The 12,415-nt window shown below is 45.4% G+C and carries 12 protein-coding genes and 1 tRNA gene; 3 read left to right on the top strand and 10 right to left on the bottom strand.

Going from position 1 to position 12,415, the window contains the following annotated elements:
* Positions 1-33 precede the first annotated feature (33 nt).
* Positions 34-2,148 carry an endonuclease MutS2 gene (locus tag BLU98_RS13190; RefSeq protein WP_092725339.1) on the top strand — a complete coding sequence of 705 codons (2,115 nt, stop codon included), beginning with the start codon at positions 34-36 and terminating at the stop codon, positions 2,146-2,148.
* Here the strand turns inward: BLU98_RS13190 and BLU98_RS13185 are convergent.
* The 8 genes from BLU98_RS13185 to BLU98_RS13155 form a co-directional block, all read right to left on the bottom strand.
* Complete coding sequence (locus BLU98_RS13185; RefSeq protein ID WP_257574978.1) at positions 2,143-2,928, bottom strand: phosphatidylinositol-specific phospholipase C/glycerophosphodiester phosphodiesterase family protein; 786 nt, start codon at positions 2,926-2,928, stop codon at positions 2,143-2,145. The two genes, BLU98_RS13190 and BLU98_RS13185, sit on opposite strands and share 6 nt — an antisense overlap.
* Positions 2,929-2,932: 4 nt before the next feature.
* The gene (locus BLU98_RS13180; RefSeq protein ID WP_092725335.1) at positions 2,933-3,124 is read right to left on the bottom strand and encodes a hypothetical protein; all 192 of its coding nucleotides are present in this window, start codon (positions 3,122-3,124) and stop codon (positions 2,933-2,935) included.
* Positions 3,111-3,269: a hypothetical protein gene (locus BLU98_RS17890; RefSeq protein WP_257574977.1), complete on the bottom strand. Its 159-nt coding sequence runs from the start codon at positions 3,267-3,269 to the stop codon at positions 3,111-3,113. Before BLU98_RS17890 ends, BLU98_RS13180 begins: the two co-directional genes overlap by 14 nt.
* 11 nt (positions 3,270-3,280) lie before the next feature.
* Positions 3,281-3,661, bottom strand: a complete 381-nt coding sequence (locus BLU98_RS13175; RefSeq protein ID WP_092725333.1) for a hypothetical protein — start codon at positions 3,659-3,661, stop codon at positions 3,281-3,283.
* 139 nt (positions 3,662-3,800) lie between these two features.
* The gene (locus BLU98_RS13170; RefSeq protein ID WP_092725330.1) at positions 3,801-4,265 is read right to left on the bottom strand and encodes a DUF4397 domain-containing protein; all 465 of its coding nucleotides are present in this window, start codon (positions 4,263-4,265) and stop codon (positions 3,801-3,803) included.
* 190 nt (positions 4,266-4,455) lie between these two features.
* The gene (locus BLU98_RS13165) at positions 4,456-5,088 is read right to left on the bottom strand and encodes an alpha/beta fold hydrolase (RefSeq protein WP_092725328.1); all 633 of its coding nucleotides are present in this window, start codon (positions 5,086-5,088) and stop codon (positions 4,456-4,458) included.
* 33 nt (positions 5,089-5,121) lie between these two features.
* Entirely contained in the window at positions 5,122-5,568 is a 447-nt protein-coding gene (locus BLU98_RS13160; protein WP_092725326.1) for an SRPBCC family protein, read from the bottom strand.
* A gap of 61 nt (positions 5,569-5,629) precedes the next feature.
* Entirely contained in the window at positions 5,630-6,718 is a 1,089-nt protein-coding gene (locus tag BLU98_RS13155) for a sialidase family protein (RefSeq protein WP_092725324.1), read from the bottom strand.
* Between the two features lie 108 nt (positions 6,719-6,826).
* Here BLU98_RS13155 and BLU98_RS13150 point away from each other — a divergent pair, with 108 nt between their 5' ends.
* A complete protein-coding gene (locus tag BLU98_RS13150) occupies positions 6,827-9,064 on the top strand; it encodes a transferrin receptor-like dimerization domain-containing protein (protein ID WP_092725321.1) in 2,238 nt (745 codons plus the stop codon).
* A 50-nt stretch (positions 9,065-9,114) separates the two neighbouring features.
* On the opposite strand, the gene BLU98_RS13145 is transcribed toward BLU98_RS13150, so the two are convergent.
* Both BLU98_RS13145 and BLU98_RS13140 read right to left on the bottom strand, forming a co-directional pair.
* Positions 9,115-9,729, bottom strand: a complete 615-nt coding sequence (locus BLU98_RS13145; protein WP_092725318.1) for a DUF2306 domain-containing protein — start codon at positions 9,727-9,729, stop codon at positions 9,115-9,117.
* A gap of 25 nt (positions 9,730-9,754) precedes the next feature.
* Positions 9,755-12,043 (bottom strand): mechanosensitive ion channel family protein, encoded by a 2,289-nt coding sequence (locus tag BLU98_RS13140; protein WP_257574976.1) that lies wholly within the window; start codon positions 12,041-12,043, stop codon positions 9,755-9,757.
* A gap of 196 nt (positions 12,044-12,239) precedes the next feature.
* On the opposite strand from BLU98_RS13140, the gene BLU98_RS13135 reads away from it, so the two are divergent.
* Positions 12,240-12,324: transfer RNA gene (locus BLU98_RS13135), tRNA-Ser, on the top strand.
* The last annotated feature ends 91 nt before the right edge of the window (positions 12,325-12,415 follow it).

Here is a 12,415-nt window from a genome sequence, read left to right as displayed (position 1 = left end):
TTACCTTTGCCCTTGTAAAACAAGTTACCTTACATGCGTTTGTATCCCGATTCTGCGCTGGTTCAGCTGGAATTTGATAAAGTCAGGTCTTTACTGGAAGCTCATTGTAAAACAGTATATGCACAGCAAAAAGCTTCCCATCTTCGCATACATACACGTAAAGAATATATTGAGCTGGAGCTGAGACAAAGCTTTGAATACAAACAGCTTTTCCTTCAAAGCCAGTATTTCCCCAATGATTTTACATTGCCTATTGCCAAGGATCTCAAGTTATTGGGCATTCCGGGCGCTACGCTCAATGCCGAGCAATGGGTGCATATCCGCAAACTCTGTGAGAACACCGCCTCTATCTTTCGTTGGTTTGATTCGGAGCGAAGGCTGGCTTTCCCCTCTATGGCAGCTGTCATTGCCGGTACCCACTACGAAAAACAGATCGTAGAGAAGATCGACGAAGTGCTGGATGAAAATGGCAATGTACTGGACACCGCCTCCCCGGAATTGCAACATATCCGTATGAGCCTTTACCGCAAACGCAATGAACTGCGCCGGGTATTCGAAAAAGTGATCGGCAAACTGGCTAAAGCAGGCTATACGGCCGATATCGATGAAAGCTTCAGCAACGGCAGGAGGGTGGTAGCTGTTTTTTCTGAACACAAGCGTCAGGTAAAAGGTATTCTTCATGGCGAAAGCGACAGCCGGAAAACGGCATTCATTGAACCCGAAGAAACCATTGAACTGAATAACGAGGTCTTTGCGCTGGAACACGAAGAAGGCCGAGAGATCCAGAGAATATTACGTGCACTGACGGCTGCTTTATCCGTTCATGCACCATTGTTACAGCAGTACCTGGTCATTGCGGGTGAATTCGACTTCATTCGCGCCAAAGCCAAACTGGCGCTGGATATGAACGGTGAACTTCCCAACCTGTCCGATAAAGCGCAGGTACACCTGATCAACGCCTATCATCCGCTGTTGTTGCTGTACAACAAATCATCGAAAAAATCTACCATCCCGCTCACACTCACGCTCGATGAGCGCAACCGGATACTGGTCATCAGTGGTCCCAATGCCGGCGGCAAAACCGTTGCCATGAAAACCCTGGGCCTGAACCAATTGATGCTGCAGAGCGGCCTGCTGGTGCCGGTGCATCCTACTTCGGAGATGGGTATTTTTAAACAACTGTTCATCCATATTGGTGATACGCAGAACCTGGAATTCGAGCTGAGTACCTATTCCAGCCACCTGCTGCACATGAAATATTTCATTGAAACAGCCAACGGCAAAACACTTTTCTTCATCGACGAGTTGGGCAGTGGCAGTGATCCCAATCTCGGGGGCGCTTTTGCAGAAGTGATCATGGAAGAATTATCACGCAGGCACGCATTCGGTATTGTAACTACCCATTACCTGAACCTGAAAGTGATGGCCAACCATACCCAGGGCATCATCAACGGCGCCATGCAATTCGATGAAGTAAATCTCCAGCCCTTGTATAAACTGGTGGTGGGCAAGCCGGGCAGCTCTTATACTTTTGCCATTGCAGAACGCATCGGATTGCCGCAGCACCTCATTAGCAAAGCCAGGAAACTGGTAGAAGAAGATCATTTCAAGCTGGACAGGTTGCTCAACAGGACAGAGCAGGATTTGCAGGAATTAGACAAAGAGAAAAAACAACTGCAGAAACTGCTGAAAGAAAATGAGCGCCTGAAAAAAGAAATGGAACTGGTGATGGATAAAGAACGCCATCGGCAGCAGGTAGAATTATTGAAGAACCAGAACCGCATCACCGAAGAACGACTGGCCTACCTGAAAGACATGGAGCGAAAGCTCAAACAAATTGTACTCGACTGGAAAAAATCGGAGAACAAGAACGAGGTGATCAAGAACCTCCAAAACCTGTTGTTCAAACGAAAAGAAGAAATTGTGGTGAATAAGCTGGCGAAAAAAGTAGACCAGAAATACAAAGAACTCACGCAGCATATTTCCGTTGGCTCCCTCGTAAAACTGAAGAAAAACTACCAGGTGGGTGAAGTCAAGGAAATACGTGGTAAACGCGCCATTGTTCAGATTGGCGTATTACCTATGAACGTAGACTTGTCAGACCTGGTATCGGTAGAGAAATTGCCCGACGAAGAGAAAAAATCATAACCGCTTTTTCAGCGCTTCCGATAGTGCCGCAATATGATCGGTATTGATGTAGTCAACCCCCATACGCATCAATATTTTCCAGGCATTCAATGTATCGGGTGCTCCCCAGAAACGTACCGGCTTATTCAATGCGTGTGCTTTGTGGATAACGGTGCTCAATACGATACTGTCTTGTGCAGGCAGCGGCCCTATGCCTTTCCAGGCAGTATAGTTTTTCAGATCGGCGCTCATCAGGTTCACTTTCTGCAATGCCTGTCCGTCGTAATCTTTTTTCAACTCAGCATCGAATACAATATAGGAAGGATACAACCGGAAAGAATCCGATGCAGGCCGGTTACCAGAGATAGAAAAACATACCAAGGGGTTATGCGTTAACTCGGGGTACCGCTCCAATGTTTCAACCAGCTTTTGCAAAGCAGGGGCTGGCGTGGTTTTGATATCAATGAGCAATTGCAGTTTCCTGGTTGTATCGGCAAAGGGATAGCCGTTGTGTTTGCGGATGCATTGTACGAGAGGGAGCAGGTAAAGAGAATCCAGTCTTCTTTTTTTGATGGTGATCTCTTCCATGCTGTGTGCCACCACTAACTCCGGCTCGCCATCCAACAGAAAAATATCTGCTTCAATGCTGCCAAACCCATGCTGGTAAGCTTCCCAGAAAGGATGGCGTTGCTCATAATCGTTGTGCGAATGGGCATTGGCCGTAGTATAAACAGCAGGCTGGGCTGTTGCCAACCCAGCACTGCTGCACAATAAGAAGATAACGATCAGTTGTTTCAACATAACGTTAGAAATTGTAGCGCACACCCAATTGAATGGTATAAGGAACGGTATTTTTGAAAAGGGTACCGGCATTGGTATTGATCACCGATCTGTATCCACCCCATTCGTGATTCAACAGGTTGAGCACGTTAAAGATATCTGCCCTGAAATTAAGCTTTTGCTTTTTATCGATGCTGATACTTTTAGCGATGCTCATATTCCACATAAAACGCCAGGGCATTCGTATTGCCATCTCCGTTCACATCGGTATTAACCAGGGCAGAGAAACGATCGCCCTGGTAATAAGTCATGGAAGAACTTACTGTAAATCCATAATAAGCAGGTGTAAGCGCTACCAACACCAATTTATGTTTCAGGTCTTCATTGCTGTACCGGTAGCTTTTCCGCGGGTATATGAAAACGAAACCGTTCCGCCTTTACCAAAAGTGACTGCTGCATCCAGCACGAATGCGCAGAAGCTGGAGCCCCAGGGTGTATTGGTGAACATCCTTACCTGGTTGAAATCGGTAGTGATCCTGGCTTTGTTGTAATCGGCCATGGTACTGGTTGCACTCAAAGAGCTGGCTGGCACATAGATATCTCTTCCTTCACTGGTATAAAATTCAGGCGTACGCTTCACGTTCTGATCCATCAGGTAGAAGTTGGCGCCTACCCTTAACCAGCTGGTAAGGTATCTGTAATAGCTCAGGTTTGTTTTGAAAATAGAAGGCGTTTTCAGGTTTTTATCCATCATGGTAATCGTAGCGGCCGGTGCACGTGCATCTACCTGCCTGAAGTCGATACCATTGTCGATATGTGAGAAAGTGATGGCCTGTGTTGTAAACTGTGAAGCAAAGAGGCCTGCTCGGAATTTAACGATATCAGTTCCTTACTCAGGTTCTTATTGATATCGGAACGAAGACTGAGGTAAACCGCTTTATCCCACTGATCACCGATGTATTCGGTTGATAACAGTCCACCACCAACTCATTTTTATATTTACCACCAATGCCTGTCAGGAACATGGAATAATACCTGCGGGGTGAAAAAGTGCGGGTAGCCGTATCGATATTGGTATTGTTGCTGAAATCATACGCCACCACTGTACGGGTTCCGGAATAAATATTTACATAAGCACCGGTATATCCCGCAAATGGCAAAGGATTATAAGTAAGACTGTTCCCTGAAAGTAAAAAACCGGCAGCAGGTTTATCAGGCGCCAGGTTGAAGGCCATCAATAAAGCGGTCTGCGCTGTATCGTGATTATTGAGTGATTTTGTACAGGACGATGCAGTCATTCCAATCACAAACAGGGTAACAATCGGCAGGTAAATACGTGAAAACGAAAAATTCTTCATGTGTTACAGTTTTTGGTCATAGCCAAGGTTAGCTGTTATCACAGAAAATTTGATGCCAAAAAAGAAATGGCTGGTTGAAAGGCAGCTAAAATTTTGTCAATTCATTGAACTGCAATACAGCTTGCATAAGTCTATACGATGAACAGCACTTGCAGTGGAACCCTAAACCAGCGATAGAAGTGGGTAGCTGTTATTTTAAAAAAGTATTGATCATACTAACAACAAGTTTTGGCAATGCCGTATTCGCGCTGCAAATCTCACCAATGCATTCACCATGTGCGCCGGGCAGGATGTTCAACTGTGCATGAGGCAGCGTGCGCGACAATTCCATTGCGTGTTCGGGTAACACCACATCCTTATCGCCATTGATGACCGATGCAGGCGCTGTGATGGATTTGATATCAGCATCACTGATGTCTTTGAATGCCACCATCCGGGCAACATCACGGTTGAACATGGCTTGCAGTCCTTTGGTGTTACCGGGACTGGCTTTCAAGTAAGCATCCTGCAAAGGCTGCGGCATGTTGGCAAGTGTTGCATTGGGGAAACCTTCAAAAAAACCGGGCGGCATACCGCTTCGTTTGTATGTTGCAGAAGCCAGTACCAGCTTATGCACCAACGCCGGATGACGGATGGCAATCTGCAGACAGGTGGTTCCGCCATTGCCGAAACCCATGAAATCCGCTTTCTCAACATGCAATTGATGCAGCAATGCTGCCACATCATCCGCGTCCTGTTCAAAACTCAGGGAACGGTCAATATCTGGTGTGTGGCCATGTGCCTGTAACTCTATGGCAATGACCTGCTGGTGATGGTTGTGCATTCATGTGTAGAGAAGCATTAAAAATGAATTTGATCATGCATGCTGTGCAGGCCATCCTTTACCTGTAACGATCAGATCGCGTAAACTTTGAGTAATATAACCAGTCCATGCATTAGAACAAGCACCGAAACATTCAATCTGCGGAACTAAGCCCCAGTGAGTAAACCGGACATACGTTTTGCCATCTTTTTCTGTGATCTCGAAGCTGATCTTTGTGCCGTTCCACTCGTTTTTATCTGTAAAAGAATTCAGGTTGCTGTCCGTAATCAACCAAACGATTTTTTTATCGGGAACAACTTCGATCAGCTTGTGCTTGCTGTAATGAAAGTCTTTGTATCGATAACTGAATTCATCATTAAGTTCATGTGTAGGGCCTTCAATTTGTCCGGACCACCATCCACGAACATTATTGATGGCATTGAATACTTCCCGGGGAGTCTGATCAACCACCAGGGTAGTGGTGAAATCCTGGGTAGACATGGTTTTGAATTTTAGGGATATACAAGATAACAAAAATATAGTCAATTGCCACCTGTAACAGTTAATCCGGCCATTGCCCCTTCTTGATTTTTTGGATTTTGAGTTGAGAAGGATCCATCTTTACGTATTTTATTTTTTCACGCCTCCAGGTGTATACAATATGCACCATTCCATCTTGCGATTGAATAACAGATGGATAAGAATACTCACTGACTGGGGAATCTTCGAGCACCAACGTTGCGTACCATTGTTCCCCGTTTTTTGATACCGCTACATTCAAAGGCGTTCTTACGCCCCTGCCTTCAGATGCGGTTTCCGGTGGCTTTACGTGGTTATACACCAATAGCTGCCTGCCATCTTTTAGCGAGACCGCATCTGTTCCTGAATTGTTGTTGGGTAGCTCTGTTGCTGTTATGTTGCTCCATGTTCTTCCGTTGTCATAACTCCACGATTGGTTAATGGTAGTATTTTGACTTCTGCATAAAACCTGCAGGCTTCCGTCTTTATATTGCAATATGCTTGGCTGAATGGCCGACAGGGTTTTGCCGTCGTTGATATCGGGCGACTTTGCCCATGTCTTTCCCATATCCTGGGTGTATTCAAAATGGGCTTTCCATCCGTTTTTCTCTGTACTGGAAGGACAAATCAAGATTCCCGCTACCTCTACAGGCTTATTTTTGATCGGTCCCAGGTACCCATTGGGTAAGGGCTCGCGTTTGCTCCAGGTGCGGCCATTGTCTTTTGAACGGATCATCCAACCCGTCCATCCTGCTACATTAGGACCTATTTTGTAAAACAGCAACAATTCACCATCCGGTACCTGGCACAATACCGGATTATAACAAGCATAACGGAGCGTATCATTGATCACACCATCCGCAACCTGCACAGGATCTGTCCAACGATCATTTTCCATCCTGCTGGTATAAATACATACATCATTACTGCCTTCATAACTGCCGCCAAACCATGCTGCAATCAATCCCTCTTTCGTTTCAGCAATCGTAGCGGCATGGCATTGCGGAAATGAGGCTTTTTGATAGATGAATTCATCTCTTAATATCCCGGTCTTCCATTTTTTTGCCTGGGCAAAGCTGTGCCAGGAAAAAAACAGGAACAGTATATTCAAAATAAGATATCTTTTCTTCATAAAATGAAATGGCTTCCAGTGTCCGGTTGAGGTATTACCGTTTAAGCGAAGATACAAGACCTGGTACTGAAAGATGCCAATCTATATTAATCATAATCGATTCAAGACATGAGAAAAAAACTATTCCTGCCCTTATTGTTGCTCAACACGGGTTTATTGGGTTCAGCTCAAAACAAACCATTGACAGGTTTCAGCGCAACCACTTCATCAAAACAGGTAGCCGCAGAACAGCAGTTCGACAGCTATCTATTGGCCAAAAATGTAGATCATTATATCAAAGATCTTTCTGCAAGACCGCACCATGTAGGATCGCCCGGAGGTGAGGCCGTGACCCAGTACATCTTAAACCATTTTAAAAACTGTGGTTTCGATGCGCATGTTGAGACATTTTATGTGCTGTTTCCTACACCCAAAGAAAGATTGCTGGAAATGACCGGTCCTGTTAAATACAAGGCTGTATTAGCGGAACCGCCGTTGAAAGAAGATGCTACATCGGGACAAACAGCAGAGCAATTACCTGTCTATAATGCTTTCAGCGCCGATGGAGATGTAACCGGTAAGCTGGTATTTGTGAACTATGGTGTTCCTGCCGATTACGAGCGACTGGAGCGAATGGGTATAGATGTGAAAGGGAAAATCGTGATTGCAAAATATGGCCGGTCCTGGCGTGGCATTAAACCGAAAGTGGCCCAGGAACACGGCGCTATCGGATGTATCATTTATTCCGATCCGAAAGATGATGGCTATTACCAGGGAGATGTGTATCCTAAAGGCGCATTCAGGAATGAATATGGAGCGCAACGCGGATCGGTGATGGATATGCCTGTTTATCCGGGCGATCCTCTGACACCCGGAACAGGCGCTACCAAAGACGCTAAAAGACTGGAACGAAGCGCTGCCGGCAATCTTTTAAAGATACCTGTATTGCCCATCAGCTACCACGACGCAGCTCCGTTGCTGCAATCGCTCGAAGGACCGGTAGCACCGGAAGAATGGCGCGGTGGCCTTCCTTTTACTTATCATGTAGGACCCGGTAATACAACAGTACACCTTAAATTAGCTTTCAACTGGGATATCAAACCAATACACGATGTGATCGCTGTGATGAAGGGCAGTGAATTGCCCGATGAGTGGGTGATGCGCGGCAACCACCACGATGCCTGGGTTAATGGTGCAGAAGATCCTATCAGCGGACAGGCAGCTATGATGGAAGAAGCAAGGGCCATCGGCGAGCTGGCAAAAACGGGCTGGCGTCCTAAACGTACCATCGTATATGGCGCCTGGGATGGGGAAGAGCCCAGTCTGCTCGGTTCTACCGAATGGGCCGAAGAGCATGCAGCAGAACTTCAACAGAAACTCGTATTGTACATCAATTCAGACGGTAATGGCCGTGGATTTCTTTTTGCAGAAGGCTCGCATGCATTGGAGCCCTGGATGAACGAAATTGCCGCGGATGTCCGCGATCCGCAAACAGGCATCAGTGTACTGGAAAGAAGGCGGGCATTTGATATCATCAGCGCCGGAAATAACATCAAAAGCAAAAAAGAGCTGCTGGCGAAAAAAACAATTGCATTGGGCGCACTGGGTTCCGGTTCAGATTATAGTCCTTTTATCCAACATCTGGGCATTCCTTCACTCAACCTTGGCTATGGTGGTGAAGATGCCGGCGGTGAATACCATTCTGTATATGATTCTTATGACAACTACCGGCGCTTCAAAGACTCCAGTTTCGAATATGGTGTAGCCCTTGCTAAAACTGCAGGCCGTAGCACATTGCGCATGGCCGATGCCGATATATTGCCCTTCGATTTTACCACACTTTATAAAAACATTGGAACCTATGTGAAGGAAGTGATTGCGCTTGCCGACCAGTCGCGCGAGACCACTGAAGTGGAAAATCAACTGCTGAAAGAAAAACAATATGCCTATGCAGCCGACCCGCTGCACAAAGAATTGCCTCCTGCCGCAAAAGATGAAGTGCCGTTCTTGAATTTTGCAGCGTTACAGAATGCGATGACCGGCCTGGAGAATGCCAGTAAACAACTGGAGACTTTGATTACAAAAGGCGGACTTACCAAAGAGCAGCAAAATAAACTGAATCGCCGGCTCTACCAGGCCGAACAGCAATTGCTGATGGAAAAAGGACTTCCCCGCAGAGGCTGGTACCGTCATGCCATTTATGCGCCGGGTTTTTATACCGGCTATGGTGTTAAAACATTGCCCGGCATCCGTGAAGGTATTGAGCAACGTAATTGGAAAGAGGCGCAGGAGCAGATCGATATTGATGCAAACGTCATAAAGACTTTTGCCACTTGGTTGAATGCAGCAGCGAATGGTGCTGAATAAATTTGAAACTAAAAATCCGCTTACTGTGTTCAGTTAAGCGGATTTTTAGTTTAACCCTTATTAGTTTCCAACCGCCTGGTTAAAAAATAGGCAACGATCATATTGGGTATCCAACAAAGCCATGCTACAATTAAATAAGCCTTGATAAAGTCGTTGAATAACATCGTTAACAAAGGAAGATATATTCTTAATGTTACCGCTGCAAAACAAGCAGCATAACTATATGTCATCATTTTTTGGTGCTCAATAATCTGCAAGTTTCTTATAGCAAAGTAAGCCCTCAAAGTAGTGTAGAACCAGATGACTCCTAAACTGATAAATCCCAACGAAGCTATTATTCCACCATTGGCATATAATGCGATGTACACAGCTGCTAATGCACTCAAACAAGCAGCTATAATATAGACTTTACCAACATTTCTATGTAACATCAGCCTGTTTTCCCGCAGTCTGGGATTGAATTGCATCCAACCAATCAATAGAGCAAGCGCCCCTGAGCTGATGTGCGTATAAAAACCAATATTCCAAAAAACGTTATGGAGTGTGGTGTCACTTTTGGATAGTAATAATCCAAATTTTTGATGCACAAAAAGATACGTAGAAGGGTAGAGTCCGATTGCTATTGCTAAAATAGCAACAATGAGCCGGTATACTTTTGGAGTCATGGTTGATGGTATAAATTAATGAAAACTATGACACTTCAATACCTTTTTTCTCCAGGTAATTGTAAATTGCTTCTCGGGCTGCGGCACTAGTGGCGGAAGATGAACCAACGTCTGTACACCAGAAACTCACTTTCAACCGCACTGCTTTGGAAGTCACGTGTTCAATGGCCAGTTCCGGTTCCTTGCGCAGAAATATGCCCGGTATTGTTTTAACCAATTCTTTTATGTCAGGTTGTATCGCATCTGTGTAGGTTGTCTTGTCGAGGTTGAAGGACAACGTTGCGCGCACCTGGTTATTACTCAATGTCCAGTTGATGATATTATGCGAAAGCACATCTCCATTGGGAATGATCACTTCTGCTCCTTCATCGGTAAGGATGGTGCTTGACCGGATGCTGATTTCCTTGACCCTGCCTTTTTTGCCGCCTACCTCAACAGTGTCGCCTAAACGGATCGGCCTGTCGAAAATAATGATGATGCCCGATACAAAATTATTAATGATACCCTGCAGGCCAAGACCAATACCCACACCAAGAGCGCCGAGTACAAAAGTGATTTTATCTATCGGCAATCCGGAAGCCGCCACAGCCAGGAAGAACCCGGCAATTAACAAGACAAGCCGTGTAACCAACAACCTGGAACGCTGGTTTCGGTCGTCTATCGAAGCATCGTCGCCGGTATCGCCAAAAAAATAAGCGATGTATTTCTGGAAGAAGTTGGCTATCCAGATAATACCCAGGAACAGGAGGATACCATTGAATGTAAAACTGATTTTGCCCACGCTTCGAGGGGTATTGAACAGGCCTGAAAGTGTATCACCCAGCATATCATATACATTGAGGCTGTTGGTAACTACAATCAGCCATACAATGGCAGCCACAATGCCCATGAGTTTCGTGATCGAGCGGGCAATACCCACAAATTCAAATGAATCCGGGTAATTCTTCCGCATCCGGCTGCTTTGAATTTGCAGTAAAAATGTTTCTGTGATCAGTTGCACAAAAACCATGAGCCCGATAGCCGACGAAAGTGAGAAAGCCGCGGTCGAGCCCGCTATTTGTGATAATGTTACCCTTCCTAGCAGGTTGCAAACGATAGCAGTAAGGTGCAAGGCAAGATAGATGATTACAGCAAAACGCACCAGCCACGAACGGCCGGGTTTTTCTTTAGAGGTGAAAAAGAAATACACTGCCAGTGCTGCAGAAACAGCATTCAGCATCAGCCTTACCCATCGCCCGGAATAAGTAGCGAGTAAGTGACCCGATTCGGCAAAATATAACGTGAACGACAATACAATGAAAATGCACCACAGCATAAAATAATGCTTTGGCAATCGCCGGTAGAAAAGAATACCCAATGCCAGCACCAACAACAACTGGCTATATTCAATATAAACGGCAGGTGCACGCGGATCGAAAAGCGGGGCAAGGTTCAGTGTAAATACCAGGCAGGCAATAACCGGCAGGGGACTGATATAATGGAAATGAAATTCATTTATGGATGACAATTTACCCAACCGCCTGAGGCTACGGAAATTAAACCAGACCCAGTAAAAATAAATGGCAAGGGTAATAGCCAGCAAAAAACGGATATTACTGGTATTCATAAAATAATAACGGGCCAATTTCTTTTCGCCGGTATATCTCCTGCTTCTGTTATCCTGTTCGACCGCTCCACTATCAACCGAAAAGGAGGGGGGCTCCCACAAATACGATTGTTCTTTGCCGAAGGCATTATATCGCAAATCGTCGGAAATAGCATCTACCTGGAACAGGAGATCGGCAATAGTAATATTGTTTGCAGCAACACGGGATTTGAGGTTATTGATAACATTGGTACTGGATTTTAGCAGGCTGTCGGCCTCGCGCCACTTACTGCGCAACCGCTTCAACTGTGGTGTAAAGACAGTATGCAGCGCCGTATCTTTAAATATTTGCCCGATCAGGGTATCTTTTCTCAGCCCGAGTATTTCTTTTTTCAGTCCTTCTAATTTTGTACGATACTCATCCAGGTTATCTTCGTAACGCTTCATGGTTACTGCCAGCTTATCCAACAACGTATTATATACCTGCAGGCTGCGAATATTCAGGGAATGAGTATACGCCATTCTTTCTTTAAGGATGGCTACAGCAGAATCATTCTGCCCAAGGTCATGTTCGATGTCATCCAGGTTCAGGAAGCTTGAAGTCACGATCGGCACTTTATTCAACACCTGGAACACCTGTTCGAGGCTTTCCAGGTAATCACTTTGCTGCGGACCTGCGTTTTCAGTAAAAAAAGTGGAGTCTGTCCGGTGGTGGACGTGTTTGATCATATCCTGGGCTAAACTCATCCTGCAAAACAGCAGCAGGACAAAAATAAGCTGGCACCTGGTCATTAAGATATTGCTTGACGGTTGATACCGAAAGATAGATCATTTTTTGGTGATGATAAGTTTTGTACAACCAATTGTGCAGCAACGATTTTCAAGATTTTTTTTGCTGTTTGGATTCAAAACGTACTTTTGCGCCGGAGAGATGGCAGAGCGGTCGAATGCGGCGGTCTTGAAAACCGTTGACTGTTACAGGTCCGGGGGTTCGAATCCCTCTCTCTCCGCTGAGCGGGGGAACTTCAAAATTCCCCCATTTTTTTTCATACACAAGTAGCTCTTTCTCCTTCATAATGTGGGCATTATGAGCAAGTAAAT

It is taken from the genome of Hydrobacter penzbergensis, assembly GCF_900106985.1.
In the GTDB taxonomy this organism is placed as follows: domain Bacteria; phylum Bacteroidota; class Bacteroidia; order Chitinophagales; family Chitinophagaceae; genus Sediminibacterium; species Sediminibacterium magnilacihabitans.
This window is presented reverse-complemented; position numbering and strand designations above follow the sequence as displayed.